This window comes from Streptomyces sp. SirexAA-E, assembly GCF_000177195.2.
Lineage (GTDB): Bacteria > Actinomycetota > Actinomycetes > Streptomycetales > Streptomycetaceae > Streptomyces > Streptomyces flavovirens.
In genome coordinates this window covers 2,992,089-3,017,951 of sequence record NC_015953.1, presented here as the reverse complement: position 1 = coordinate 3,017,951, position 25,863 = coordinate 2,992,089, and the positions used below count along the sequence as shown (strand labels likewise).

Here is a 25,863-nt window from a genome sequence, read left to right as displayed (position 1 = left end):
CCCGCGGGCTCCGCGGCGGCGCTCCGGTGTGCACCATCGGTATCGGCGCCGCAGCTGAGTGATGGTTCGACGTGAGACGTGGAGGTATGGAGTGGCCACCGCCGAGCCGACGCGTGAAGACGGCAGTCCGGTTCTCGCCGGGCGACTCCCGGAGCCGCGAATACACGCACCCGGACCGGCTGCGCCGAGACCCTCCGCGCCGGCCGGCCCCAGGCCCGGCAAGGGGGCGGCCCGGGTCGTCCTGTGGACGACCGCGGCGGCCGCCGTCGTCCACGTGCTGTGGTTCTTCTTCTTCGCCAACAGCGGCGGGGACATCGCCGCCCAGGACGCCTGGGCCGAGTTCGTCGGCCGGCACCCCGGGACCGCGTACAACCTCGCCTGGTACGGCGGGATGCACCCGGTCTCGTACAGCGTGGTGTCGCCCTATCTGATGTCGCTGCTCGGGGTCCGTACGACGATGATGATCGTCGGCACGGTGTCGTCGGCGCTGACCGCCCTGATCCTGGTCAGGGTGCCCGCCGTGCGCAACCCGCTGGCCTGCTCCCTCGCCGGGGTGTTCGCGTACCTCTGCAACGCGCTGTCCGGCCGGGTCACCTTCGGCCTCGGCATGATGTTCGCCCTGGGGGCCGTCGCCGCCGTCTTCTGCTGGCCGTACCGCTGGCGGTACCGGCGCTGGGCGAAGGCGGTCGTCGCGGCTCCGCTGGCCGGCCTCGCGACCGCGGGCAGTCCGGTCGCCGGGCTCTTCCTCGGTGTCGTCGCCGCGGCGCTCTTCCTGAACAAACGGCGCCCCGGGGCGTACGCGCTCGGCCTCGCCCCCGTCGCGGTCGTGGTCCTGTCCGCCTGGCTGTTCCCCTTCTCGGGTACCCAGCCGATGTCCTTCGGGACCCTCTCGCTGCCGTTCCTCTTCTCCGTCCTCGTCTTCTTCCTGGTGCCCCGGGACTGGCACACCGTGCGCACGGCCGCCGCCGTGTACGGGGTGGGGACCCTGCTGACGTACGTCGTCGACTCGCAGATCGGCTCGAACGTCTCACGGATGGCGATGCTGTTCGCGGGCGTGGTGCTGCTGGCCGCGCTGCCCTACACGGCGCCCCGCACCCGCCGCTGGTACGCCCTGGTCCTGGTCTTCGCCGGGTTCAACTTCTGGATCGGCTACAAGGGCGTGGACGACATCGTCCGTACCGCCCCCACCGCCTCCTGGAACCGCGAGCTGGCCCCCCTGGTCAACCAGCTCCAGAAGGTGCGGGCGGAGCGGGGCCGGGTCGAGGTCGTGCCCGCGAGCAGCCACCGGGAGGCATCGGCGCTCGCCCCCTACGTGAACCTGGCCCGCGGCTGGAACCGCCAGGCCGACATGAAGCGCAACCCGCTCTTCTACGACGACACGCTGGACCCGGTGAACTACCGGGAGTGGCTCGACCGCTGGGCCGTCCACTACGTGGTGCTGCCCGCGGGGAAGCCGGACCACAGCGGGGCGGTCCAGGAGGCGGAGCTCGTCGAGAAGGGCCAGCCGTACCTGAAGCAGCTCTGGAGCGACGCCAACTGGAAGCTGTTCCGGGTCCTGAACCCGGTGCCGCTCGCCGACCCGCCCGCGACGGTGGAGAAGGCCGGAGCGGACGAGCTGACGATCCGGGTGCGGTCCGCGGGCCGGGTGCTGATCCGCATCCCGTACTCGCGGTGGCTCGCCGTCGTCGACGACGAGGGCAAGAGCGTGGAGCGGCCCCAGGAGACCGAGGCGTCCCAGAAGCGCTCCGAGCAGGACCCGGAGGCGGCCAAGGACTTCACCAACGACCACGGCTGCCTGATCAAGGTGGACGAGGACCCGGACGGCGACGAGTGGACGGAGCTCCTCGCCCCCCGCCCGGGTGTCTACCGGCTGGCCGCGCCCTACCAGTTCCAGCCGGGTACCCCGTGCCCGGAGGAACTGCGCTGAGCCCGGCCGGTCAGCGGCCGGTCACCCGTACGAACGCGCGGTCCCGTTCGCCCAGCTCGACGGCGGGCCCGGCGCCCCTAAGCACGACGTCCAGGGCGCGCCCCGGGTCGGAGTGGTAGCAGCCGCTGGCCCAGGCTGCGTTGGCCTCCACCACGGCCCACGCGCCGGTGTCGGTGACCCCGACGTCCACGACGATCGCGGACGGCAGACCGGCCCCGGCGGCGGACAGCAGCTCCGCGCCGAAGGTGAGCGCCCCGGCGGACAGCGGGCCCGGCCGCAGCCGGCCGCCCTCGGCGTACCGGCTGCCCGTGTGCACCCGCCCGTCGAGCAGGAACAGCCGGTACTCGGTCCGGAACAGGATCACGTCGCTCACCAGCACCAGCGTCCCGGGATCGACCGCGTCCGGACCGGGCAGCCGGGAACCGTCCGCGTAGACCAGGGCGGCGATGCTCTTGTCGTTGGGCGACTTGACGAAGGCGGGGCGCCGCAGACCGTACGCCTCACCGATCGGCACGGCACGGATGTCGCGCCGGGTGAACTCCCGGGGCAGCCGCGCCGTCCAGTCGGCGGGAGCCTCCAGCGGGGCGATGTCCAACGTGGACGCCACGGCGTCGGCGAAGGAGGGCCCGGCGTGCAGATGGCACGCCCCGGGGCGCAGCCCCTCCGGTACGTCGAATCCCGGCAGGTGCGCGATGCGCAGTCCTCTCCGGCGGGCGGTCTCCCGCAGCAGCCGCGCGGAGGCGGTCAGACGGGGTGGCAGTACGAGCGTCATGAGCGCCGATCCTGCCGTGGCGGGCGGCGCGGGCCCACCGGATTTCGCTTGACGGCCCGCCCAGGGTCCGTTTGCATCGGGCGGGATGCACGCCGATGAGACGAGGACCGACGCGGCGCTCGTGCGCCGGCTGATCGCCGGGCAGTTCCCCGGCTGGGCCGGCCTGCCCGTCGTGCCGGTCGATTCCGACGGAACGGTCAACGCCCTCTACCGGCTGGGCCGGGAGCTGACCGTACGGCTGCCCCGGACCGAGGGCGGTGCGCGGGACGTGGAGACCGAACACCGCTGGGTGCCACGGCTCGCCCCGCGCCTGCCCTTCCCCGTGCCCGAACCGGTGGCCCTGGGCGCCCCTGCCGAGGGATACCCCTGGCCGTGGTCGGTCTGCCGCTGGCTGGACGGCGAGAATCCGTCCGCCGGCCAGGGCGGCCCCCTCCTCGCCGCGGACCTGGCCGCCCTGCTCGCCGCGCTGCGCCGGACCGGCGTCACGGACGACGCCCCGCCCGCCTACCGCAGCGAACCGCTGGCCTCCCGCGACGCGGCCACGCGCGAGGCCCTGGACCGGCTGGACGGCGACATCGACACGGCCCTCGCCACCGCCGCCTGGCAGGAGGCCCTGCGGGCACCGGCGGCGGAGGGGCCCGGCGTCTGGGTCCACGGGGACCTGCAACCCGGCAACGTCCTGGTGTCGGGAGACCGGCTCGGCGCGGTCCTCGACTTCGGCTGCACGGGGGTGGCCGACCCCTCGGTGGACCTGATCGCCGGGTGGTACCTGCTGTCGGCCGACGGCAGGAGGGTCTTCCGCACGCGGACGGCGGCGGACGACGCGGCCTGGGCGAGGGGCCGGGGCTGGGCGCTGTCCATCGCGCTGATGGAGCTCGCCTACTACCGGACGAGGAACGCGTGGATGGCCTCGACCGCCCGTCATGTGATCGCGGAGATCCTCGCGGACGCGGCGGGCGCCGTATCGGATCGATAACGGCGGGACGCGGGGGCGGGGCGGACTCGTAGGCTGACCCCGGTTTCGGCCGGTGTGGGCCGTACAGGGGACAGAGGAACGCCGCATCGTGTTGCCGGAACCGGACGCCGACCTCCGCAAGGACACCGGCGAGAAGCGCCGCGGGATCACCGCACGTGGCTGGAGCGTGGTGGCGGGAGCCGCGGTCCTCGCGCTCCTGGTCACGCTCGCCCTCCGTACGTCGGACGGCGCGTCGGACGACCGGGACGGCCGGCCAGGGACCCGGGCGGCCGCGCCCACGGCCCCGGGGACGTCTTTGACCCCCACCCCGGCGGACGCCGGGACCTCCCCCGGGGGGCCCGACTCCGGCCCGCCGTACGCGGCGGTCCCGGAGTTCAGCTCCACGGCGGCCCGCGACACGGCCTTCGTCGCCGACGTCGCCCGGTTCTCCGACTGGCCGAGCGGCACCGAGTCCTACGGCGCCATGTCGTCGGCACCCGAGGGCAGTGACATCTCGGACTTCCGCCGGGCGGTCGTCCGGGACGCGAGGGCGGTCTGCGAGGCGCTGGCCGACGGGACGGACATGGAGGGGGTGCCGGAGGCGGCCGGGCTGCCGTTCGACGACCCGGTCGGCCAGGCCGCCTTCATCGTGGAGGCGGTCACCTTCTACTGCCCGCACCGCACGGCCGAGGTGACCGACGGGGTGTACACCGAGCCGGTACCGACCGAGCAGGACGAGGACTGCCCGGACGCCTCGGCCCTGGAGGTGGCCGCCACGGTGGGCGAACGCTCCGACTCCGACGACGGCTTCCACACCGCCCCGTACACGGTGGACGTCCGCAACACCTCCGCGTACCCGGTCCGCCTCCAGCTCCAGCAGCGCTGGTACGCCGACGGATACGCGGACAGCGGCGCGTGGGGGCTGTTCGGGGACACGATGGCGGAACAGGCCGTCACCGTCGAAGCGGGGGAGACGTTCACCTACGAGGGGGAGCAGTCCGGGATCTACCGCTGGGACCGCACCCAGGTACGCGTCCGGCCCGGTGAGTCCGTCTTCCTGGGCTGCGGCTACCGGCCGGGCCCCGGCCCGTCCTCGGGCGACCCCCTGTGACGAGCGGCCGTCCCGGCGCGCGGGCAGCCCCCGCCGTACCGGCACACCACCTCGTCCACCCCTCTCCAGCCACCGATCGGAAGGCCCACGTGAGCGACCGGCCCACCCCGCGGACCCGGAAACCGTTCCTGTACGTCGTCGTGTGTGCGGCCGGAATCGCCGGCGACGTCGGCGAACTGATCACGGCCGCCCAGGAGGCGGACTGGGACGTGGGCGTCGTCGCCACCCCGCAGGGGCTCGGCTTCATCGACGCGGCGGCCGTCGAGGCACAGACCGGCTACCCGATCCGCTCGGCCTGGCGCCGCCCCGGCGACCCGCGCCCACTGCCCCCGGCGGACGCCATCGCCGTCGCCCCGGCCACCTTCAACACGATCAACAAGTGGGCGGCCGGGATCTCCGACACCCTCGCCCTGGGCATCCTGTGCGAGGCGTACGGCGCCCAGATCCCCACCGCCGTCCTGCCCTGCCTGAACGCGGCCCAGGCCGCCCACCCCGCCTACCGGCCGAGCCTGGACCGGCTGCGCGCGATGGGCGTCCTGGTCGGCTCACGCGCACCCCACGACCCGGCGGCCGACGGCGGGATCGCCCGCTTTCGCTGGGAGGAGGCCCTGGAACTGCTCACCCCACAGGTGCGCGGGAGGGCCTGACCGCCTGGCCGTTCGGTCGTTCCGGCCGTCACTGACGTGGGGGCCACTCGCACGGTCCGCGCCGTCGGCACGGGAACGGGGCCCCGCACGGTACGGGGCCCCGCACGGTACGGGGCCCCGCACGGTACGGGGCAAGCCCCTTACGGGGCACGGCTCAGCTCGACCGGCCCAGCCGTCGCCGTACGCGCCGGACCTGGCGGTTGCCCGCGACCGCGTCGAGCAACCGGCGTCCGGTGCCGGCCTCGTACGCCGGCCCCTCCAGGCGGAGCAGGGCGCCGTCGCGGACGACGGCGTGAGCGACCGGGGCGTCCGCCTTCGGCAGGGTGACCGGATGGCGTCCGGCGGGCAGCTTGAGGCGGGCGGGGAGACGCAGCCGCACCGTCGACCCGTCGGCGGCGGGGACCAGCTCGGCGGTGACCTTCAGGGCGGACACGGTGACCTTGAGGGGAGCCGGGACGCCGGGCTCCGCCACCACGTACGGCAGCGGGAGCGACCGCTCGCCGCGCTCGGCGTTCGCGGCGGCGGCACCGGCCGTGTCAGGACCGAGTCTGCGCAGGCGCTGGTCCACGTCGAGGGTGAGCTGGCCCACGCCGGTGGTCCAGTACGGCAGCGCGAGACGGCCGCCGGTCACCGCCGGGGCCGCCGCCGGTTCGTTCGATACGTCGTGACCGGTCACGCGGACCATCCGGTCGATGCCCAGCAGGTTGACGAAGGCCCACACGTCGTACACCCCGCGGCCCAGCGGCCGGTCGCCGGCCAGCCGCTGCGGGTCGAGCCGCAGCCGCCCGGAGGCGACGAGCCGCGACCGGCCGTCCCCGACGGGCCGGAGCGCCACCTCCAGGTCGCCCTCCGGGTACCACCAGTCCTCCCGGTCACGGTCCTTGACGACCACCTCGGCGTACGCCATCCGGAACGGGTCGCCGACCTCCCACCCGTCCTTCGTCCCCGAGACGCCGGTCAGCAGCTCCGGATCCAGCCACCACTTCCCGTCCCGTTCGGTCAGGAGCAGCGGTTCGCCGTCCCCGCGCAGCAGTTCCAGCGTGATGTCGGCGATCAGGCAGCCGTCCTCCCAGCGCGGTGCGCCGAGCTCGGTGCGGGCCTTCACCCCGCGGATGTGCTCCGCGAACGCGAACGCCCCGTCGAAGTCGCCGCGTTCCAGCAGTTCGGCCCTCAGCCCGCTCACCGCGGGCAGCCCCCGCCGCACGGCGGCCGGGAACTCCTCCAGCGCCACCTGCCGGGCCATCGCGAAGCGTTGCCGCTGCTCGGCCGGGTCCTCACGCAGGATCTCGGGCTCACGGGCCCGGGAGAGGACCTCGACGTGGTACAGGCGGTGCAGGAGACGGTTCTGCAACGCGTCGACGTCGTCGGACGCCGTGGTGCCGTCCTTGAACTGGCGGACGATGGTACGGAGGTTGGGCCAGAACCCGTGTCGCGGGTTGAAGCGATGGCGGGTGTTGTTGCCGCCGTCGTCCCGCTTCATCCAGTAGTAGCAGGGATAGTCGGCAAGGATCGCTATCCGCTCCGCCTTGAGGTAGGCGGCGCTGACGAAGGCCAGGTCCTCCATGATCCACGGACCCTCGGGGAAGCGCAGCCCGTGCTCCTCGACGAAGGCACGCCGGAACATCTTGTGCGGGGACATGCTCTGCATGAGTTCGTCGTTCTCGATCGTGCAGGCGTCCACCGTCTGCCGGAACAGCCGCCGGGGCCGCACCATCGTGCTGGACATCTTGCCGATCACCACGTCGGCCCGGTTGCGCGTCGCGTGCTCGTACAGCCGCTCGAGGGCTTCGGTCCCGAGCATGTCGTCGTGGTCGACGAACTGCACGTACTCGCCCTTGGCGTGCTCCATACCGACGTTGCGCGGGGCGCCGGGCCAGCCGGAGTTGGGCTGGGTGTGCACCTGGACGTTCGGATGCCCGGCCGCCAGCTTCTCCAGCCGCGTCAACGTGTCGTCCGTCGACCCGTCGTCGACGTAGATGACCTCGTACTCGTCGTCGGGCAGGCTCTGCCCCAGCAGCGACGGCGCGCACTCGTCGACGTACTTCCCGGTGTTGTACACGGGAACGATGACGCTGACCTTGACTCTCGGCATTCCACGGACTTTACCCGCCGAACAGGGCCTTCGACGGCCCTCGCGGACCGGGCGGCACAGGCCGCAGACCTCGAACCCTCCGGACGGTTCGCGTACGGCCTTCCGCGCGGCACGGACATGAGACCCGGCCACCGTCACGCCTTCCAGGCGCACCCACGCCGAACCGGGCCGACATGCTCCGGCAGCGGAAGACCCTGCCGTCCGCTCGGACGACAGGGCCTCTGACCTGCTGCTCTGCTGTGCCCCCGGCAGGATTCGAACCTGCGACACCCGCTTTAGGAGAGCGGTGCTCTATCCCCTGAGCTACGAAGGCAGGGATCTGTCGGAAGGTATCCGAGGACACGGCCGAACGCGGACGAATCCCGGACCACTGGGTTCCGGCAGGTGATGCGCGGGTGCGGCCCGTGAAGGCTGCGCCCGCCGCACACAGTGTAGCGGGTGGCCTGGTGGCGGGCGGGGCCGTGGGGGAAGGAGGACCAGCCGCGTCGTGCGGGTGGTCGGCGCGGCTGCCACCCGCCCTGCGCACCGGGCCCGCCGTCGGCGACGCGTCCGGCGCACGGTCGGGGCCGGCGCGGGCCAGGCGGTGAACGGGCCGCACACGAGGGCCCGTTGCCGAGGCCCGCCGTCAAGTGATCAGGCGTCGCATCACCGCCGAGCGCGAGATCCTCTACGGCACCGTGACTCTGTAGGCCGCCCCGGGTGTGCTGGTCGGGGAGGACCGGGACGCGGCGGCCCTGGGCCGGCCGGCGCGGGAGCGGGGCTGCCGGTCGCGGGGCGGGCCCGGCGTCTCAGGGGCGGGTGATCCGTACCCGGTAGTTGTCGTCGGCGTCCTTGTCCAGCACGGAAATGCGTATGCCGTTGGACCGGTCGGTGAAGGTGTCACCCGGTTCGAAGGGGGCGTCGGAGAGTTCGGCGTGGACGTTGGGCCGGCGGGTGCAGCCGCCGCTGTCCTTGGTGCTGTCCGCGACGGAGATGGGCCCCTGGCCGGTGTCGACGTCGGAGTTCACCTTGTAGATGAGGACGCCGGGCCGGCAGATCGCCTCGTCGTTGCCGCCCGCGGTCCGCACCTCCATCGCGTAGCCGGATTCGGCGGTCAGCGGTACGAAGGCCAGCTTCGGGCCGCCGTGGGTGGCGAGTGGTCCGAGGGTGTGTTCGCTGGTTCCGGTCGCCGAGGCGCAGCTGATCTGGTCGTTGGAGAGCCAGCCGAGCTTCCACTTGTGCCAGCCCAGCAGGTCGTTGTTGGCGCCCCAGTCCTCGGACATGATGTCCCAGTGCCCCACGGCGCCGCCCCCTTCCATCGTGTACAGGTCGGGGAGGCCGAAGACATGGCCGTTCTCGTGCGGCAGTACCCGGTAGCCGGTCTCCGAGTAGGAACCCGATCCGTCGTCCTGGCGGCTGTAGACGAAGGACGTGTTGGCGAGCGGCACTCCGTCGGCAGAGGGGGCTTCGTCGTTGCCGGAGAAGGTCACCGACAGGACGGTGTCCAGAGCGGACGGCCCCGCGTTCGGGGTGACCAGCACGTTGACCAGGTCGTAGGAGGAGAAGTCGACCTTCGGGTCGGCGACGGACACCAGGTCCTTGACCAGCTTGCGGTACCCCGGCTCGTACGGTGAGCCGCGCTCGATCCCGTACTCGGAGAACGGCAGCGGCATGCGCAGCCAGTCCTTCACGGGGGCCTCGGGCAGATAGGTGAGGCGGCCGTAGGAGCTGGTGTGGAACCAGTCGGAGGTCTGCGGGAAGAACTCCGCGAGCCGGTCCGCCGCCGGTTCCGTCGCCTGCGCGTCCGGGAAGTCGATCATCAGGTTGAGGGCCCTGACCTGCCCGGTGGAGCGGGTGTATCCGGTGGGGGTCGGTATGCCCTCCGACATCTGTACGCCCATGGTCGCCGGGATCCGGCACGGGGCCAGGCCGGTTCCCCGGGGGGCCGACACCGGTCCGGCGGAGGCGCGGCTGGAGAGGGGGAGAGTGGTGCTGGCGGAGGCCATGGTCGCGATGACCAGGGCCGTCGCTCCGGCGAGCGCGAGGGGGCGGCGGCAGCTGCGTATCCGGTGGCGGGGATGGTGCATGAGGCTCGCCTTCGGGCTCCGCGGCAGCCGGCCGGCCCCTGGCTGCGCTCTGGCGATCAGCCTGTGACGGGTCATGGGCGCTCGCTCGCTGGGTGCGCCGTTGGAGGGGTTTCCCGGCCGATGAGAGGTGATGTAGGTCACAACCAGGTGTGAAATAACCGGGGAGGGCTTCCCCGTTTACACCTGTGTTCCCGCGAAACGGGGACACGTTCCCCGGTTGTCCGGAGGACCGAACCCCTTGCCGAGAGGAAGGCCCGCGTCGTGGAGACCGTCGTCGAAGCCGCCACCTGTGAAGCGCACCGCCGTGCGTCCCGTCCGCGGGCCGACGCGCTGCGCAACCGGGAGCGGATCGTGACGGCCGCCCGTGAGATGTTCGTCGAGTTCGGGCCTGACGTGCCGCTCGACGAGGTCGCACGCCGGGCCGGGGTGGGAAACGCCACGCTCTACCGGAACTTCCCCGACCGGGCAGCCCTGACCCACGAGGTCGTCCTGGCCGTCACCTGCCGTACCACCGACCGCGCGGAGGAAGCCGCGGCGGCGGAGTCCGACCCGTTCGCCGCGCTCAGCCGGTTCGTGCACGCGGCGGCCGAGGAACGGATCGGTGCGCTGTGCCCGATGCTGTCCGGCGGCTTCGACAAGGACCATCCCGAACTGCTCGCCGAGCGCCGACGCCTCGAAGAGGCCGTCGAGGGGCTCGTGCGGCGCGCCATGTCCGCGGGGCGGATGCGCACCGACATCGCCGTCGGTGACGTACTCGTCGCCCTCTCCCAGCTCACCCGGCCGCTGCCCGGCATCGCCTGCCCGGACATCGACCGGTTCACCCACCGCCATCTGCAGCTCTTCCTGGACGGCCTGCAAGCTCCGGCCCGTTCCGAACTGCCCGGATCGGCGGCGACCTTGGAGGATCTGCGCCGGGGGCACTGACGCCCGCGACGCCCAGGACCCGACAGACCTGACAGACACGCCAGACGTAACAGCCGCGCCGGCCCCGCCGGTCCGCGTGGCCGACCACCCCTCGACGAAGCGCCGGGGCCCGACCGGTGGATCCAGGTCAGGGCGCCGGACCAGCACACCCTTTTAGCGGTTCGGCCGTGGACCCGTACCCCGGCGTCGGAACCGATCACGACTCTTCGCGTCCACACGCGTCCCTAGGTGGCTACTCCCATGTCCAAAATCGCCGACACCAGGCTTCCCGACCCCAGCCGCTGGAAAGCGCTGGCCTTCATCGCCCTCGCCCAGTTGATGGTCGTGCTCGACGCGACCATCGTGAACATCGCCCTGCCGTCGGCCCAGACCGACCTGGGTATCTCCGAAGGCAACAAGCAGTGGGTGATCACCGCGTACGCCCTCGCCTTCGGCGGGCTCCTGCTCTTCGGTGGGCGCATCGCCGACCTGTGGGGGCGTAAGCGCACCTTCATGGTCGGCCTGCTCGGCTTCGCCGCGGCCTCCGCGCTCGGCGGCGCCGCCACGGGCCAGGCCATGATGTTCGGTTCCCGTGCCCTGCAGGGCGTCTTCGGCGCGCTTCTCGCGCCCGCCGCCCTGTCCCTCCTCGCGGTGATGTTCACCGACGCCAAGGAGCGCGCCAAGGCGTTCGGCATCTACGGTGCCATCGCCGGTGGTGGCGGCGCGGTCGGCCTGATCCTCGGTGGCTTCCTGACCGAGTACCTGAACTGGCGCTGGACGTTCTTCGTCAACATCCCGTTCGCGGTCCTCGCCGCCGCCGGTGCCTACTTCGTCATCCGTGAGCCGGCCGGTGGCCGCAACCGCTCGCCGCTCGACGTCCCCGGTGTCGTCCTGTCCACGCTGGGCCTCGTCTCGCTGGTCTACGGCTTCACCCGCGCCGAGTCGGCCGGCTGGTCCGACTCGCTGACCATCGGCGCGTTCGTCGCCGCCGGTGTGCTGCTGCTGGCCTTCGTCCTGACCGAGTCGAAGGTCAGGTCGCCGCTGCTCCCGCTGCGCGTCCTGACCGACCGCAACCGCGGCGGGGTCTACCTGTCCCTGGGTCTCGCCATCATCGCGATGTTCGGGCTCTTCCTCTTCCTGACGTACTACCTGCAGGTCGTCCAGGGGTTCTCCCCGGTCAAGACCGGCTTCGCGTTCCTGCCGATGATCGCGGGCATGATCACCGGGTCCACGCAGATCGGTGCCCGGCTGATGACCCGGGTCCCGCCGAGGCTGCTGATGGGTCCGGGCTTCCTGGTCGCCGCCGTCGGCATGCTGCTCCTGACCCAGCTGGACATCGACACCTCGTACGCGGGCGTCATCCTGCCGGCGCAGCTGCTGCTCGGCCTGGGGATGGGCACGGCGTTCATGCCGGCCATGTCGCTGGCCACACACGGCATCGAGCCGCGTGACGCCGGGGTGGCCTCCGCGATGGTGAACACCTCGCAGCAGGTCGGCGGTGCCATCGGTACGGCGCTGCTCAACACCATCGCCGCCGGTGCCACCACCGCCTACATCGCCGACCACGCCGCGGGCGCCGGTGACCCGCAGCTGTTGCAGCTGCAGGCCATGGTCAGCGGTTTCGCCGCGGCGATCTGGTGGGCGGTCGGCATCCTCGTCGCCGCCTCGGCGATCGCGGTGACGTTCATCAACACCGGGCGCCCCGGTACCGGACCGACGGGCCCGGCCGCCGGTTCGGGGGAGCGGGCGGACGGTGTCGAGGACGAGTTCCGGATCCCGGTCGTCGCCCACTGACCGCGTACCCGTTGCACCCGTGACACCTGACGTCGCGTGACGTCTGCCCCGGTTCCGCTCGGCGGAGCCGGGGCGGACGTGCGTCCGTGGTCGGCTCAGCGGAGCCAGGGCAGATCCGCGTCCGTGTCCTCCGGCTGCAGCCCGGCGGCGATGACCTGCATGATCTCGCCGAGGTGCCGCACCTGCTCGGGGGTGAGCCGGGCGAACATCGCCTGGCGTACGGCCTCGACGTGTCCCGGGGCGGACCGTGCGAGCATCGCGTACCCCTCGTCGGTCAGCACCGCGTTCTGGCCGCGCTTGTCGGAGGGGCAGTCCTCGCGGCGGACCCAGCCGTTCTTCTCCAGCCGGGCGACGGCGTGCGAGAGCCGGGACCGGGTGATCTTGGCGTCCTTGGCCAGCTCGGTCATCCGCTTCCGGCGCCGCGGCGCCCGCGAGAGATGGACGAGCAGGCCGTAATAGATGTGCGGCATGCCGGCATCACGCTGCAGCTGACGGTCGAGGTGGTCCTCCATGAGCGTGGTGGCGTGCAGATAGGCACGCCAGACGCTCTGCTCTTCGTCGGTGAGCCAGCGGGGCCCGCCGGTGGATGCCGTGGTCATGTACTCCACTGTACGACCTTTTCTTGAAAGTTGAACTAGATACAGCTAAGGTCTGCGGACATAGGAACTTGAAGATTCAAGAAGATCACACCGTGATCGGCGGAGGAACGGGAGTGTCATGACTGTCACCGCGGAACGCATGCCCGCCCTGTATCTCTCCCACGGCGCCCCACCGCTGGCCGACGACCCCGTCTGGCCGGCCGAGCTGGCCGCCTGGTCCGCTGAGCTGCCGCGCCCCAAGGCGATCCTGATGGTCTCCGCCCACTGGGAGGAAGCCCCGCTCGCCCTCGGCGCCACGGCGACCGCGCCGCTGGTCTACGACTTCTGGGGCTTCCCCGAGCACTACTACGGTGTGCGGTACGCCGCTCCGGGCGCCCCGAAGCTCGCGGACGACGTCCGCAAGCTGCTGCGCCGGGCCGGCACGCCGGTGCAGGACATCCCCGACCGAGGCCTCGACCACGGGGCTTACGTACCGCTCGTCGAGATGTACCCGGACGCGGACGTCCCCGTCCTCCAGATCTCCCTGCCGACGCTCGACCCGCGCAAGCTGATGGACATCGGCCGCAGGCTCGCCCCGCTGCGGGACGAGGGGGTGCTGATCGTCGGAAGCGGGTTCTTCACGCACAACCTGGCGGCGCTGCGCCACGCCGGCGGCACCCCGGGCTGGTCGGCCGAGTTCGACGACTGGGGGCACCGCGCCCTCGGGTCCGGGGACGTCGACGCCCTGCTGGACTTCGAGCACGCGTCACCGGCGGGCCGGCTCGCCCACCCCCGCACCGAGCACTTCGCCCCGCTCTTCGTGACGCTGGGCGCGGCGGAGGGCGAACTCGACCAGGGCCGCAGTGTCATCGACGGGTTCTGGATGGGTCTGGCGAAGAGGTCGGTGCAGTTCGGCTGAGCAGCGGCCTCTCGTACCAGGACACGTCCCAGAAGCGGCCGAACTTCCGGCCCACCTCGGCGTACGTACCGACATGGCGGAAGCCGAAGGCGGCGTGCAGCCGGACGGACGGTTCGTTCGGCTGGGCGATCCCGGCGTACGCGCGGTGGACGTCCTCGTCGGCCAGCGCCTCGAAGAGGGCCTGGTAGAGCAGGGTGCCGATGCCCCTGCCCACCGCCTCCGGTGCGCAGTAGACGCTCACCTCCACGGAGGTGCGGTACGCGGCCTTGGCGCGGAACGGGCTGCTGGTGGCGTATCCGACGATCCGGGAGGCGGCACCCGTGTCGGTCCCGTCGTCCGGCCCGCCGGCCGCCTCCCAGGCAACCAGCAGCCGGTGGGGGCCGTCTTCCGGGTGGGAGCGCAACCAGGGCAGACGCTCCTCGGGGGTGAAGGCGTCCGTGTCGAACGTGAGCGCCGTCTCACGGACGTAGTGGTTGTAGAGGTCGGTAAGGGCTGCCAGATCCGTCTCGACTCCAGGCTTGACCTGCACATCTGCGGGTACCTGTGGCATCTGTCCTCCTGGGGGAGGGCGACAGGGTACTGCATGATCGCGAAAGTGAATGGCCGGTGTGGGAATTCTGTCCGGATTCCAGTCGTTGTTTCCATCGGATGCAGGGCACCCGGGAGGGTGTCGCGACCTACTCAGCAAGGGAGCACGCATGGCAACCCGTGCCGTCGCCCGTCGTTCGTCCGCCGAGTCCGGCGGGACCGACCGGGCAAGCAGTGTTCGCGCCGGGGGCGGGGAGATCGCCGACCGCGACCTGGTCGGCATGTACCTCGACGAAATCGCCCGCACACCGCTGCTCGACGCCGCCAAGGAAGTCGATCTCTCGCAGACGATCGAAGCGGGCGTGTACGCCCAGCAGATCCTCGACGGCGAGGTGGAGAGCGAAGCCGGCGGAGCGAAGCGTGAAGAGCTGGAAGCGCTGGTCGCCGAGGGCGAGCGCGCCAAGGACATATTCATCCGTTCCAACCTCCGGCTCGTCGTTGCCGTGGCCCGCCGCTACCCCAGGGCAGGTCTGCCCCTGCTCGACCTGATCCAGGAGGGCAACGCCGGCCTGGTGCGCGCCGTCGAGAAGTTCGACTACGCCAAGGGCTTCAAGTTCTCCACGTACGCGACGTGGTGGATCCGGCAGGCCATCACCCGGTCCATAGCCGACCAGTCGCGCACCATCCGGCTCCCCGTCCACCTCGTGGAGGAGCTCGGACGGATCCGCCGGGTCCAGCGCGAGTTCAACCGCGAGCACGGGCGCGACCCGGAGCACGCGGAGATCGCCGCCGAGCTGGGATCCAACACCGAGCGCGTCGGCAACGTCCTGGACTGGGCGCGTGACCCGGTCAGCCTCAACATGTCCGTGGACGACGACGGGGACACGCAGTTCGGTGACCTGCTGGAGGACACCTCCGCGGTCTCGCCCGAGCAGTCCGTGATGACGCTGCTGCGCAGCGAGGAGCTCGAGGATCTGATCGGCAAGCTCGACAACCGCACCGCCTCCATCATCCGGATGCGCTACGGGATCGAGGACGGCCGCGAGCGGACCCTCACCGAGGTGGGCAAGCAGCACGGCCTCACGCGGGAGCGGATACGCCAGATCGAGAAGCACGCACTGCTCGAATTGAAGAAGATGGCTCACGACACGGGCTTCGACGCTGCGGCGTGAGCCGATTACCCCGTAATCTCCCTGTCAAGCCGGTTCGCACCGGCCCGACGACCGGTCTTCCTGCCGGTCCCATGAGCTGAGCCCCGGCGCCCACCCCCCCCCGGCGTCGGGGCTCATCCATGCCCGCTCCATGTCCGCTCCGTGTCCGCTCCTGTACGGCGCGGTCGTCGGACCGCGTCCGCCGGGACGGCCACGCCCCGGCCCGGCGAGGCCGAGGAGGCCCGGGTCAGCCGGGCGCCCAAGGCGCTCAGGTACTCCACCAGCTGCGGCGGCCCGTGCACCTCGAACGCGCAGTCCACCAGGGCCAGCCGCAGCGCGACCCACTCCAGCGAGTCGCCGGAGACCGCACGCAGCCGGCAGCCGCCCTCACCGGTCGGCTCGGCCGCGCCGAGCGTGCCGGGCAGCCGCGCGGTGACGAAGTCCGCCGGCGCGTGGAAGGTGACGTCGATGCGCAGCTCCGGCTGCGTCCGCGCCACGGACCGGGTGAAGAACTCCGCGGCGTCCTCGGTCCCGTCCGGCAGTTCCCGAGGGGCGAACCGGGCCCCGGTGGCGAACGGCTCGGTCACCCGGTCCACACGGAAGGTGCGCCAGTCCTCGCGAGCCATGTCGTAGGCGACGAGATACCAGCGGCTGCCCGTGCTCACCAGCCGGTACGGCTCGACCTGCCGCTTCGACGCGGTCCCGTCCCCCGCCCGGTACGCGAAGCGCAGCCGCTCGCACCCGGTCACCGCCGAGGCGATCACCGTGAGGGTGCCGGGATCGATGGAGGAGCCGTCGCCACGGGTGAGCGGCACGGTGGCGTTCTGGAGGGAGGAGACGCGGTGCCGCAGACGGGACGGGAGGACCTGCTCCAGCTTGGCCAGAGCCCGTACGGATGCCTCGTCCACCCCCTCGATGGCATGACCGGCCCCCGCCCTGAGCCCGACCGCGATGGCCACCGCCTCCTCGTCGTCCAGCAGGAGGGGCGGCATCGCCCTACCCGCCACCAGGCGGTACCCACCGACCGAGCCGCGCGACGCCTCGACCGGATAGCCGAGGTCACGCAGCCGGTCGATGTCGCGGCGGATGGTCCGGGGGCTCACGTCGAGCCGTTCGGCCAGTTCACTCCCGGGCCATTCGCGAGGCGTCTGGAGGAGCGACAGCAGATTCAGCAGTCGTGCCGGGGTGTCCGTCATGAGGAGAGCATGCCCGTGCAACAGGACACCACCTGACCTAATGGGACCCTAAGTTCTCCCCATGACTTTTTCCGACTCGCTGCCGTCCGCGGCAGCCGCCCGTGCGGTTCCCACGAAACCGGCGGCACAGCAGGGCGCGGACCGGCGCCGCTGGTTCGCGCTCGCGATCGTGATGACCGCGGCCTTCATGGACCTGGTGGACGTCACGATCGTCAACATCGCCATCCCGAGCATCACTCGGGACACGGGTGCCTCGTTCTCCTCGATCCAGTGGATCACCGCCGGGTACGCCCTGGCCTTCGCCGCCGGTCTGATCACCGGCGGCCGCCTCGGTGACATCCACGGCCGCAAGCGGCTCTTCCTCCTCGGCATCGCCGGCTTCACGATCGCATCCGCCCTCTGCGGCTTCGCCGTGAACCCCGAGATGCTGGTCGCCTCGCGCATCCTCCAGGGCGCCACGGCCGCGCTGATGGTGCCACAGGTGCTCTCGATCGTGCACGCCACCTTCCCGGCGCACGAACGCGGCAAGGTCTTCGGGCTCTTCGGGGCGATCGTCGGGCTCGGCGCCGTCTCGGGGCCCCTGCTGGGCGCACTGCTCACCGAGTGGAACCTCTTCGGCCTGGAATGGCGGCCGATCTTCCTGATCAACCTGCCGGTCGGCATCGCCGGACTCGTCCTGGGGCGGAAGTTCATCACCGAGTCCAAGGCGCCCAAGGCGCTCCGGCTCGACCTGGCGGGCGTCGCCCTGGTGACGCTCGGCCTGCTGATGCTGCTCTACCCGCTGACCCGGGGGCGCGAGCTGGGCTGGCCCGTATGGGGACACGTCTCGATGGCCGCCAGCCTCCTCGTGTTCGCGGGGCTGGTCGCGTACGAACGGCAGAAGGCGCGCAAGGACGGCTCGCCGCTCATCGAGCTCTCGCTGTTCCGGGTGAAGAGCTTCGCCGCGGGGATCGCCGTACAGCTCACCTTCGGTGTCGGGCTCGGCATCTTCTTCCTGGTCTGGACGCTCTACCTCCAGACAGGGCTCGGCTGGAGCGCCCTGAAGGCGGGCACCACCGGGATCCCGTTCTCGATAGCCGTCTCGGTCGCCGCCGGGCTCTCCGTGCAGAAGCTGGTGCCCCGCTTCGGCCGCAAGGTGCTCCAGGCGGGCGCGCTGCTGATGATCGCCGGACTGCTGCTCTACGCAGGCGAGGCGGAGCGCTACGGCCAGGCCATCACCTCCTGGCAGATGGTCCTGCCGCTGGTGGTCATGGGTGTGGGAATGGGGCTCATCGTGGCCCCGCTGACGGACGCGGTGCTCTCCGGGGTCCCGAAGGAGCACTCGGGGTCGGCCTCCGGACTGATCAACACCGTGCAGCAGATGGGCACGGCGCTGGGGCTCGGCCTCGTCTCGGTCGTCTTCTTCGGGGCGATCGACGACGGAGCGGCACCCCAGGCGCTCGGGGGGCAGTTCGTGGACGCGTTCCAGCGGTCGCTGTGGTGCGTCGCCGGAGTGCTCGCGGTGATCTTCTTCGTGATGTTCGCCCTGCCGGCCGCGCCTCGGCCGCACCAGGAGGAGGGCGACGGCACCGAGGGCGCGGGAGCCGTCGCGGAGGAGGACGAGACCGGCAAGGAACCGGTGCTGACGCACTGACGTACCGGCACACTGACGCACCGGCACACGGCGTGCGGATGAGATCCGCGGACGCCGAGCGGTGCTCCTCCGGCGCCTGTGGCGGCCCGTCCGTCCCGTGACGGCCCGTCCGCCCCGTAGCGGGTGGGCGGGCCCGTCGGTGTCGGGTCAGCAGATCCTGGTGCGGTTCTCCATCGCCCGGCGGGCGGTCTGCTCGTCGCCGTACACCTCGCACATGTGGCGGCCGTCGGGCGTCGCCGTGTGCTCGACCTCCCAGAGGCTCGTCTCGCTGCCGTCCAGCAGCAGGAACGCGTGCTCGTAGAGGGTGAACCCCGCGTCCCGGCCGTCGACGCGGCACTGGCGCCCGAAGATCTGGGTGATGTGGTGGGCGAAGGCGGCCCGCAGCAGCCCGGCCGTCTCGGCGCCGGGCCGGTCCCCGTTCTCCGCACGGCGCAGGACGCGGCGGGCGTGGTCCGCCGAGTTGTCCGGCGCGTACATGCGGGGCAGCGGAGCCGGGGGGACGGCCGTCAGGAGCGTGAGGATCTCCAGATCGTCACGCGAGCTCTCGTCGGTGATGGCCCGGGTGTCCCAGAAGCTGCCGGACAACCGGGCGGCGGCGACCTGCGCGTCGCCCTCGTCGTCGTAGAGCTCGTGGCGGCGGGGCGCGTCGGTGTCCCGGCCGCCGCCGTGCACCAGCTCCCACAGAGTGAGCGTGGAGCCGTCGGCGAGCAGATAGGTGTGGCGGTAGGTCTCGCGGTGCAGGGCCGAGCTGTGGTGGGACGAGTGCAGCGAACTGCTGTGCGTCAGCGCCGTCCCGAGTCGTTCGATGGTCGTGTCTGACAGGTCGAAGGAGTTGAGGGCGCATCGCAGGAGTCGCTCGAGGTGCTGCTCGGTTGTCTCGTACGGATCGCTCAAGGTGCTGTCTCCAGGCCGTCGCCGCGCGTTACTCGATGCGTGCATAACGTAGTCCCTGGGTCGGACATCGTGACCGGGGTTCGCGAAAAACGTACCGCTCAAGGGGAAAGTTCCCACCCCCTCACCGCGTGCCGTTGTGATGATCGTTCCGGTCGCCGTAGAGGTCGGTGTAGGAGGGAAACGTTCCGCCCGGACCGTCGACCCCTCGGGCCGCCCGGATCGCCTTCACGACGGCCCTGGCCAGTACGTCCGCGCCCGCCGCGAGGATGCCGTTCAGCGCGGCCGTGGGCTCCGGCGGCAGCGGCGTGCCGGCGGTGGCCAGGACGAAGACGGTGTCCCCGTCGGTCAGCAGATGGACCGGCCGCACGGCGCGCGCCAGTCCGTCGTGCGCCGTGCCCGCGAGCTTCTGCGCCTGGGCGCGGGTGAGGGCGGCGTCGGTGGCGACGACGGCGATCGTCGTGTTGAAGTGACCGCTTCCCCGTGCCTCCCGCAGCTCCGCCAGTCGCCGACGGGCCGCCTCGTGCGTCGCGGCGGCGGGGCGTACGGGGGGATTCCCGGCGCCGTACTCGCCGTACAGGATCCCGGTGCGCGGATCGACCGCGGAGCCGGCCGCGTTCACCACGGCCAGTGCCGCGACCGTGGCCCCGGAGGCCGTGCGCAGGCTCGACGTGCCGACCCCGCCCTTGAACTCCCCGGCGACCGCGCCGGTGCCCGCGCCCACCGTGCCCTCGGCGACCGGGGTGCCCGCCTCCGACGCGGCGGCCGCCTCGACGGCGGCCCGGCCGGTCGAGGCGTCGGGGCGGGCCCGCCAGTCACCGCCCCGCCCCAGGTCGAAGAGGCAGGCGGCAGGTACGACCGGCACGACCTGGCCCGGCCCCGGGCCGACCGGGACGCCGCGGCCCTGCTCCTCCAGCCAGGACGCCACCCCGGACGCGGCGTCCAGACCGTACGCGCTGCCGCCGGTGAGGACGACCGCGTCGATCCGCTGCACGAGGTTGCGCGGGTCGAGCGCGTCCGTCTCCCTGGTGCCGGGGCCGCCACCCCGGACGTCGACGGCGGCGACGGCACCGCCCTCGGGGGCGAGGACGACGGTGGTGCCGCTCAGCGCGCCGTCACCGGGCACCTGGGCGTGGCCCACACGGAGACCGCGCACATCGGTCAGCGCGTCCAGCGGTCCGGGCGGGGGTGCGTCGTCGTCAGGCATCGCGAACTCCTCGGTGGCGTGCGGTGGCGTGCGGTGGCGGGGCGGCCGACGCGGTGCCCGCCGCCCCGGCGAACGTACAGCGGGCGACGGCCGGACCGGCAGAGGGCGGGGCGCGGGGCGGGGCCGCCCGGTCCGCCGGCTTCGGTGCCCGGACGGGGCTGCCGGGCCCGCCCGCTTCGCCACCCGGTGGCCGGCCCGCGCCGTCCGGGCGACGCGCCCGCCCTCCCGATGCCCAAAATGGGACCAACCGCACCATTCGGTCCTACGGTGGCGGAGTGACCGAGCCACCAGAAGCGCCCGCCGCAACCGAGCAGCCCGACCCCGGCGCTCGTACCGAACTCCCCGAGGGGAAGGGTCCCGAGCGGCCGAGCCGCGTCTCCTCCCTCGTCGCGAGGACCGTCGAGGCCCTTCCCCGGTCCGTCAACGGCCGGGCGGTCCTGGCCGGTGTCGTCGTCTCCGCCCTGCTGGTCCTCGCCATCGTGTTCGGCAGCCGGCTGCTGCGCGACTACGACTCCGCGCTCATCCCGTACGCCGTGGCCAGCGTCTTCCTCGCCTTCGGGGTCGCCTACCGCTACACGGTCTGGGTCTCCGCCCCCGGCGCCCGGCGGCTCTTCACCAACGGCTGGCGCAGCTTCTTCTCCGCCGACAACTTCCGCCGGGCGCCGACCGCCCTGCCGAAGATGGCCGCGACCTATCTGGGCTTCCAGAAGTTCCTCGGGGCCCGGTCGCACGCCCGCTGGGCCGCGCACCAGCTGATCTTCTGGGGCTGTGTCCTCGCCGCCCTGATCACCTTCCCGCTCACCTGGGGCTGGTTCACCTTCACCTCGGGCACGGGTTCGGGGCCGGGCTACGAGATGCGCCTCTGGGGCGTCAAGATCCTCGGATTCGACTCACTGAGCTTCGTCGGCTGGGTGATGTTCCACGGGTTGGACCTCGCGGCCGTGCTGGTCATCCCCGGCGCCGCCTACTTCCTCTGGCGCCGGATGAAGGACCGCGGTGCCATGACCGGACAGCGGTTCGCCTACGACATGGTCCCGCTGCTCGCACTGATCATCATCTCCGTGACCGGCCTGCTGCTCACGTTCTCCTCGATCTTCCTGCACGGCGGCGGCTACGAGTTCCTGGCGATCCTCCACATGGTGTCGGTCGTCTTCACCCTCATCTACATCCCGTTCGGCAAGTTCTTCCACATCGTGCAGCGTCCGGCTGCGGTCGGCATGCAGCTCTTCAAGTACACGTCGCGCCAGGGTGACGAGGTCTTCACCTGCCGGCGCTGCGAGGAACCCATCGACACCGGGGCGTACGTCGAGAACCTCCGCGGCACCATGCGCGACCTGGAACTCGGCTTCGACCGCTGGGCCGAGTACTGCCCGCGCTGCAAGCGGGTGCTGCGCGGCAACGCCTATCTCTCCCAGGTCAAGAAGGGCTTTCAGTGACCGCGGATCCCCACGCAGCCGACCGTCGTACGGTCATCCCCCTCGATCCCTCGCTCGCGCCGCCCGGCACCCGCGGCTTCCGGGACGCGGGCGGCATCCCGGCCGACCGGTGGCACGCCGACCAGCACGGCGAGACGCTCGTCCCCACCCACTGCTGTTTCTGCGGCGTCCAGTGCGGCATGTATCTGCGTGTCGACCGGGGCGGCAAGGTCTTCGGGGTGGAGCCCCGCGACCACGACATCAACCGCATGCGGCTCTGCCCCAAGGGCATCAACGCCTACCAGCAGGTCAACCACCCCGACCGGCTCACGGCCCCGCTGATGCGCCGTTCCCGGGACGAGGACCTGCGGGAGGTGTCCTGGGACGAGGCACTCGACTTCACCGTCTCCGAGATCAGGCGCATCCAGCGGAACCACGGGAACGACGCCTTCGGCGTGCTCGGCGGCGCCAGCCTCTTCTCCGAGAAGACCTACCTGGTCGGCAAGTTCGCCCGGGTGGCGCTCAAGACCCGGCACGTCGACTACAACGGCCGGCTCTGCATGGTCAGCGCCGCCGGGGCCAACAAACTCGCCTTCAACATCGACCGGGCCGGCAACCCCTTCTCCGACATCCTGCTCACCGACTGCCTGCTGCTGGCCGGTGCCAACGTCGGCGAGTGCTTCCCCGTCCTGACCCAGTACGTCTGGGGCGCCCGGGACCGCGGAGCCACGCTGATCGTCATCGACCCGCGCGAGACCGCCGTCGCCCGCACCGCCGACATCCACGTCGCGCTCCGGTCGGGCACCGACGCGGCCTTCTTCACCGCTGTGCTGCACGTGGTGATCGAGGAAGGCCTCACCGACGAGTCCTACCTCGCCGCCCACACCACCGGCTGGGAGGAGGTCAAGGCCAACGCCGCCCACTACCCGCCGTCCCGTGCCGCCGAGATCTGCGGGATTCCCGCGGAGCAGGTCGTCCAGGTGGCGCGGGCCTTCGCACGCGCCCCCAAGGCCATGGCCTTCCACGCCCGGGGCATCGAGCACCACACCCAGGGCGTCGAGAACTGCCTCACCGTGATCAACCTCTGCGCCGCAACCGGCCACATCGGCAAGCCCGGCGCCGGTTACGGCACCCTCACCGGTCAGGGGAACGGCCAGGGCGGCCGCGAGCACGGCCAGAAGGCCGATCTCCTGCCCGGCGGCCGCTCGATCCTCAACGAGGAGCACCGCAGGCAGATCTGCGAGATCTGGGGCATCAAGGAGTCCGAACTCCCGCTCGCGGGAACCTCGATGATGGAGATGGTCTGGCAGATGCAGCGCGGTGAGATCCGCGGACTGATCGGCATCTGCAACAACCCCTTCGTCTCCCTCCCCAACTACTCCGTGGTGAAGGACGGGTACGACACCACCGAGTTCCACGCCCAGTTCGACTTCTTCCTCTCCGAGACCGCCGCCAACGCGCACGTGGTCTTCCCCGTCACCGTCTGGGCCGAGGACGAAGGGGTGATGGCCAACGCCGAGGCGAGGGTCGTCAAGCACAACAAGGCCCAGGAACCGCCGCCCGGCGTACGGACCGACACCTGGGTGATGTGCGAGCTGGCGAGACGCCTCGGGGCCGGTGACAAGTTCGCCTTCGGCGGCTCCCGCGACGTCTTCGACGAGCTCCGCAGGGCCTCCGCCGGGACGATCATCGACTACTCGGGCATCACGTACGAACGGCTGGAGGAGACCGGCGGCATCGCCTGGCCCTGTCCGTCCACCGACCACCCCGGCACGCCCCGGCTCTTCGAGGACGGCACGACCTACCACGCCGACGGAAAGATCCACCTGCAGGTCGTCGAGTGGCACCCGCCGGCGGATCCGTACGACGACGAGCACCCGATGACGCTGACCACCGGGCGGACCGTCGCCCACTTCCTGTCGGGCAACCAGACCCGCCGGCTGGGCGCGCTCGTCGAGCAGACCCCGCGCCCCTGGGCCGAGGTCCACCCCTCCCACGGCTTCCGCAACGGTGAACCCGTGCGGGTCGTCACCCGCCGGGGCAGCGAGGTCTTCCCCGCCCTGGTGACCGAGGCGATCCGCCCTGACACCGTCTTCATCCCCTACCACTGGCCCGCCCCCGCGGCGGCGAACGCGCTCACCATCGACGCCCTCGACCCCCGCTCGAAGATTCCCGAGTACAAGGTCTGCGCCTGCCGGGTCGAGCACGCCGAACGGATCGACGAGGTCCCCGCGCCCCCGGTCGCGCCCGGTCACGTCGCCTACCCCGAGACCCAGGTCTCCCGTACCGACCCGTTGCCGCCCACGGCCCCGCAGGGCCGCGGGACCTCGGAGAGGAGCTGATGCCCGGATGATGGGCCGCACGATCTTCATCGACCCGGGCCGCTGCATCGGCTGCCAGGCATGTGTCTCCGCCTGCCGCGAGTGCGACTCGCACCGCGGCAAGTCGCTGATCCACCTCGACTACACCGACGAGGGCCACAGCGTCGCCTCCCTTCCCACCGTCTGTATGCACTGCGAGGACCCGGTGGCCCCCTGCGCCGAGGTCTGCCCGGCCGACGCGATCCTGGTGACCGCCGACGGCGTCGTGCAGGAGGCCGACACGACCCGCTGCATCGGCTGTGCCAACTGCGTCAACGCCTGCCCCTTCGGTGTCCCCAAGATCGACCTCCAGGCGAAGCTCCAGTTGAAGTGCAACCTCTGCTACGACCGCACCGCCTACGGCCTCGCCCCCATGTGCGCCACCGTCTGCCCCACCGGCGCCCTCTTCTACGGAACCGTCGATGAGCTCCGGGCGGAGCGCCCCGGCGTCGAGGTCGCCGACACCTTCGTCTTCGGTGAGAGCGAGGTCCGCACCGGCGTGGCCATGGTCGTGCCGGCGGAGCGGGTGCAGTGGCCGGTACCGGGCGGGCTCCCCGTCGTCGAGGTCAACGGGAAGGACGTCCGCCGATGAGCGTCACCGAACAGCAGCAGCCGGGCGGCGGCGGCAACCCCGACGGCGACCCCCGCGAAGCTCTGCACGACCGGATCGCCGCCGACTCGCTGACCACCCGACGTGACTACCTCCGCATCGTCACCACGGTCTCCGGCGGCCTCGCGGTGGGTGGCCTGGGCGTCGCCGCCGGGATTCTCCAGCGGCACGGCGAAGAGCCGGACGGCAAGGCACCGGCCCCGAAACGGATCGCCGCGCAGCTCCTGCCCGGCGAATCCCTCGCCTTCCGCTACCCCGGTGACGAGGACCGCGCCGTCGCCGTACGCATGGACGACGGCACCCTCGTCGGCTACTCCGCCGTGTGCACCCACCTCGCCTGCGCCGTGCTCTGGCGCAAGGACCGCGGCACGGAGGGAGAGCTCTACTGCCCATGTCACGAAGGGGTGTTCGACGCCCGCACCGGAGAGGTCACGGCGGGCCCCCCACCGCGCGGCCTGCCCAAGGTGGCGCTGACCGAGCTCGACGACGGCAGCATCTGGGCCGTCGGCACCACACGCTCCGGCGAAAGCATCGAGGCGGGGCTCTGCCGACAGCTCGGCGACGATCGCCCGGACCTCGCCGCCCGGATCGGCTGCCCCGGCACCGGAGGCGGCGCGGAGGCCCCGTCGGCCCCGGACCCGTCCGCGGCCACGACGCCCGGGAGGCGGGCATGACCGAGCCCCTGGAACCGGTCGAGCCGCCGCGGCCCGCCGAGCCCGCCGGAACGCGCTACCCCGAGTACCACCCGGGCAGCGCCCACGCCGAGCTCAACCGCCCCGTCCACGAGCGCTATCCCCAGATCCGGCCCACCAGCGGGTACGGCGATCCGCGGGTGCGGCACACGGGCCCCGGGCCCGGGGCCGGCACCGAACAGGAGCCCGAACGCTCGTCGAAGCTGACGGCCCGGCTGGCGCTGGCGATGAGCGTCGTCGTCGGCCAGCTGTGGGCGCTGACCGAGGTGGTCGACGTGTGGATGGAGGGCCGTACGGGCACGGCCTGGTGGGGGGCCGGGTTCCTCTGCCTGTCGTTCCTCGTCGTCCTCGGGCTGTGGCTGCTGGACCCGAAGGACCGCTGAGCGCCGCCGCACCCTCGGGACAACCGCCGTACC

Annotated in this window: 22 protein-coding genes and 1 tRNA gene; 14 read left to right on the top strand and 9 right to left on the bottom strand. The window is 71.9% G+C overall.

Features of this window, described 5'->3' with window-relative positions:
- Nucleotides 1-91 precede the first annotated feature (91 nt).
- Complete coding sequence (locus SACTE_RS13265; RefSeq protein ID WP_014046542.1) at nt 92-1,927, top strand: MFS transporter; 1,836 nt, start codon at nt 92-94, stop codon at nt 1,925-1,927.
- A gap of 10 nt (nt 1,928-1,937) precedes the next feature.
- Here SACTE_RS13265 and SACTE_RS13260 read toward each other — a convergent pair whose 3' ends face one another.
- Nucleotides 1,938-2,699 (bottom strand): ATP-grasp domain-containing protein, encoded by a 762-nt coding sequence (locus SACTE_RS13260; RefSeq protein ID WP_014046541.1) that lies wholly within the window; start codon nt 2,697-2,699, stop codon nt 1,938-1,940.
- Nucleotides 2,700-2,784: 85 nt separating this feature from the next.
- On the opposite strand from SACTE_RS13260, the gene SACTE_RS13255 reads away from it, so the two are divergent.
- The 3 genes from SACTE_RS13255 (at nt 2,785) to SACTE_RS13245 (ending at nt 5,412) form a co-directional block, all read left to right on the top strand.
- Entirely contained in the window at nt 2,785-3,675 is an 891-nt protein-coding gene (locus SACTE_RS13255) for an aminoglycoside phosphotransferase family protein (protein ID WP_014046540.1), read from the top strand.
- An 88-nt stretch (nt 3,676-3,763) separates the two neighbouring features.
- Nucleotides 3,764-4,765: a DUF732 domain-containing protein gene (locus SACTE_RS13250; RefSeq protein WP_014046539.1), complete on the top strand. Its 1,002-nt coding sequence runs from the start codon at nt 3,764-3,766 to the stop codon at nt 4,763-4,765.
- An 89-nt stretch (nt 4,766-4,854) separates the two neighbouring features.
- Complete coding sequence (locus tag SACTE_RS13245) at nt 4,855-5,412, top strand: flavoprotein (protein ID WP_014046538.1); 558 nt, start codon at nt 4,855-4,857, stop codon at nt 5,410-5,412.
- Between the two features lie 154 nt (nt 5,413-5,566).
- Here the strand turns inward: SACTE_RS13245 and SACTE_RS13240 are convergent, their stop codons facing one another.
- The 3 genes from SACTE_RS13240 to SACTE_RS13230 form a co-directional block, all read right to left on the bottom strand.
- Nucleotides 5,567-7,504: a glycosyltransferase family A protein gene (locus SACTE_RS13240; RefSeq protein ID WP_014046537.1), complete on the bottom strand. Its 1,938-nt coding sequence runs from the start codon at nt 7,502-7,504 to the stop codon at nt 5,567-5,569.
- Nucleotides 7,505-7,744: 240 nt separating this feature from the next.
- Nucleotides 7,745-7,817, bottom strand: a tRNA-Arg gene (locus SACTE_RS13235).
- 475 nt (nt 7,818-8,292) lie between these two features.
- On the bottom strand, nt 8,293-9,570 hold the full coding sequence (locus SACTE_RS13230) for a M6 family metalloprotease domain-containing protein (RefSeq protein WP_026359176.1): 1,278 nt from the start codon (nt 9,568-9,570) through the stop codon (nt 8,293-8,295).
- A 261-nt stretch (nt 9,571-9,831) separates the two neighbouring features.
- On the opposite strand from SACTE_RS13230, the gene SACTE_RS13225 reads away from it, so the two are divergent.
- Complete coding sequence (locus SACTE_RS13225) at nt 9,832-10,494, top strand: TetR/AcrR family transcriptional regulator (protein WP_014046535.1); 663 nt, start codon at nt 9,832-9,834, stop codon at nt 10,492-10,494.
- A gap of 240 nt (nt 10,495-10,734) precedes the next feature.
- Nucleotides 10,735-12,267, top strand: coding sequence for an MFS transporter (locus SACTE_RS13220; RefSeq protein WP_014046534.1), 1,533 nt, complete (start codon nt 10,735-10,737; stop codon nt 12,265-12,267).
- Nucleotides 12,268-12,362: 95 nt separating this feature from the next.
- On the opposite strand, the gene SACTE_RS13215 is transcribed toward SACTE_RS13220, so the two are convergent.
- Nucleotides 12,363-12,875, bottom strand: a complete 513-nt coding sequence (locus SACTE_RS13215; protein ID WP_019993490.1) for a MarR family transcriptional regulator — start codon at nt 12,873-12,875, stop codon at nt 12,363-12,365.
- A gap of 109 nt (nt 12,876-12,984) precedes the next feature.
- Here SACTE_RS13215 and SACTE_RS13210 point away from each other — a divergent pair, with 109 nt between their 5' ends.
- Nucleotides 12,985-13,764, top strand: coding sequence for a class III extradiol ring-cleavage dioxygenase (locus SACTE_RS13210; protein ID WP_014046532.1), 780 nt, complete (start codon nt 12,985-12,987; stop codon nt 13,762-13,764).
- Here SACTE_RS13210 and SACTE_RS13205 read toward each other — a convergent pair.
- A complete protein-coding gene (locus SACTE_RS13205; RefSeq protein ID WP_014046531.1) occupies nt 13,712-14,314 on the bottom strand; it encodes a GNAT family N-acetyltransferase in 603 nt (200 codons plus the stop codon). The two genes, SACTE_RS13210 and SACTE_RS13205, sit on opposite strands and share 53 nt — an antisense overlap.
- 148 nt (nt 14,315-14,462) lie before the next feature.
- Here SACTE_RS13205 and SACTE_RS13200 point away from each other — a divergent pair, with 148 nt between their 5' ends.
- A complete protein-coding gene (locus SACTE_RS13200) occupies nt 14,463-15,464 on the top strand; it encodes a sigma-70 family RNA polymerase sigma factor (protein ID WP_014046530.1) in 1,002 nt (333 codons plus the stop codon).
- A 113-nt stretch (nt 15,465-15,577) separates the two neighbouring features.
- Here the strand turns inward: SACTE_RS13200 and SACTE_RS13195 are convergent, their stop codons facing one another.
- The gene (locus tag SACTE_RS13195) at nt 15,578-16,639 is read right to left on the bottom strand and encodes a YafY family protein (protein WP_014046529.1); all 1,062 of its coding nucleotides are present in this window, start codon (nt 16,637-16,639) and stop codon (nt 15,578-15,580) included.
- Nucleotides 16,640-16,700: 61 nt separating this feature from the next.
- Here SACTE_RS13195 and SACTE_RS13190 point away from each other — a divergent pair, with 61 nt between their 5' ends.
- The gene (locus tag SACTE_RS13190; protein ID WP_014046528.1) at nt 16,701-18,272 is read left to right on the top strand and encodes an MFS transporter; all 1,572 of its coding nucleotides are present in this window, start codon (nt 16,701-16,703) and stop codon (nt 18,270-18,272) included.
- Nucleotides 18,273-18,419: 147 nt separating this feature from the next.
- Here SACTE_RS13190 and SACTE_RS13185 read toward each other — a convergent pair whose 3' ends face one another.
- The gene (locus tag SACTE_RS13185; RefSeq protein ID WP_014046527.1) at nt 18,420-19,166 is read right to left on the bottom strand and encodes a DUF6227 family protein; all 747 of its coding nucleotides are present in this window, start codon (nt 19,164-19,166) and stop codon (nt 18,420-18,422) included.
- Nucleotides 19,167-19,287: 121 nt separating this feature from the next.
- A complete protein-coding gene (locus SACTE_RS13180; RefSeq protein ID WP_014046526.1) occupies nt 19,288-20,370 on the bottom strand; it encodes a P1 family peptidase in 1,083 nt (360 codons plus the stop codon).
- Nucleotides 20,371-20,645: 275 nt separating this feature from the next.
- Between SACTE_RS13180 and SACTE_RS13175 the strand changes: the two genes are divergently transcribed.
- Genes SACTE_RS13175 through SACTE_RS13155 form a run of 5 tightly spaced genes read left to right on the top strand, consistent with a single transcriptional unit; the run spans nt 20,646 to nt 25,830 of the window.
- Nucleotides 20,646-21,806 carry a hypothetical protein gene (locus SACTE_RS13175; protein ID WP_014046525.1) on the top strand — a complete coding sequence of 387 codons (1,161 nt, stop codon included), beginning with the start codon at nt 20,646-20,648 and terminating at the stop codon, nt 21,804-21,806.
- Nucleotides 21,803-24,127: a molybdopterin oxidoreductase family protein gene (locus tag SACTE_RS13170; RefSeq protein WP_014046524.1), complete on the top strand. Its 2,325-nt coding sequence runs from the start codon at nt 21,803-21,805 to the stop codon at nt 24,125-24,127. Before SACTE_RS13175 ends, SACTE_RS13170 begins: the two co-directional genes overlap by 4 nt.
- 7 nt (nt 24,128-24,134) lie before the next feature.
- Nucleotides 24,135-24,737 carry a 4Fe-4S dicluster domain-containing protein gene (locus tag SACTE_RS13165; RefSeq protein WP_014046523.1) on the top strand — a complete coding sequence of 201 codons (603 nt, stop codon included), beginning with the start codon at nt 24,135-24,137 and terminating at the stop codon, nt 24,735-24,737.
- Complete coding sequence (locus SACTE_RS13160) at nt 24,734-25,429, top strand: Rieske (2Fe-2S) protein (RefSeq protein ID WP_014046522.1); 696 nt, start codon at nt 24,734-24,736, stop codon at nt 25,427-25,429. The genes SACTE_RS13165 and SACTE_RS13160 overlap by 4 nt, the downstream gene beginning before the upstream one ends.
- On the top strand, nt 25,426-25,830 hold the full coding sequence (locus tag SACTE_RS13155) for a hypothetical protein (protein ID WP_014046521.1): 405 nt from the start codon (nt 25,426-25,428) through the stop codon (nt 25,828-25,830). Before SACTE_RS13160 ends, SACTE_RS13155 begins: the two co-directional genes overlap by 4 nt.
- Nucleotides 25,831-25,863 lie beyond the last annotated feature (33 nt).

Excerpts from the sequence above, each read along its gene's own strand:
- SACTE_RS13230 (WP_026359176.1), bottom strand. The coding sequence starts at position 9,570 with ATGCACCATCCCCGCCACCGGATACGCAGCTGCCGCCGCCCCCTCGCG.
- SACTE_RS13160 (WP_014046522.1), top strand. The coding sequence starts at position 24,734 with ATGAGCGTCACCGAACAGCAGCAGCCGGGCGGCGGCGGCAACCCCGAC.
- SACTE_RS13210 (WP_014046532.1), top strand. The coding sequence starts at position 12,985 with ATGACTGTCACCGCGGAACGCATGCCCGCCCTGTATCTCTCCCACGGC.
- SACTE_RS13190 (WP_014046528.1), top strand. The coding sequence starts at position 16,701 with ATGACTTTTTCCGACTCGCTGCCGTCCGCGGCAGCCGCCCGTGCGGTT.
- SACTE_RS13220 (WP_014046534.1), top strand. The coding sequence starts at position 10,735 with ATGTCCAAAATCGCCGACACCAGGCTTCCCGACCCCAGCCGCTGGAAA.
- SACTE_RS13165 (WP_014046523.1), top strand. The coding sequence starts at position 24,135 with ATGATGGGCCGCACGATCTTCATCGACCCGGGCCGCTGCATCGGCTGC.
- SACTE_RS13195 (WP_014046529.1), bottom strand. The coding sequence starts at position 16,639 with ATGACGGACACCCCGGCACGACTGCTGAATCTGCTGTCGCTCCTCCAG.
- SACTE_RS13255 (WP_014046540.1), top strand. The coding sequence starts at position 2,785 with ATGCACGCCGATGAGACGAGGACCGACGCGGCGCTCGTGCGCCGGCTG.
- SACTE_RS13155 (WP_014046521.1), top strand. The coding sequence starts at position 25,426 with ATGACCGAGCCCCTGGAACCGGTCGAGCCGCCGCGGCCCGCCGAGCCC.
- SACTE_RS13200 (WP_014046530.1), top strand. The coding sequence starts at position 14,463 with ATGGCAACCCGTGCCGTCGCCCGTCGTTCGTCCGCCGAGTCCGGCGGG.
- SACTE_RS13260 (WP_014046541.1), bottom strand. The coding sequence starts at position 2,699 with ATGACGCTCGTACTGCCACCCCGTCTGACCGCCTCCGCGCGGCTGCTG.
- SACTE_RS13240 (WP_014046537.1), bottom strand. The coding sequence starts at position 7,504 with ATGCCGAGAGTCAAGGTCAGCGTCATCGTTCCCGTGTACAACACCGGG.
- SACTE_RS13205 (WP_014046531.1), bottom strand. The coding sequence starts at position 14,314 with ATGCCACAGGTACCCGCAGATGTGCAGGTCAAGCCTGGAGTCGAGACG.
- SACTE_RS13180 (WP_014046526.1), bottom strand. The coding sequence starts at position 20,370 with ATGCCTGACGACGACGCACCCCCGCCCGGACCGCTGGACGCGCTGACC.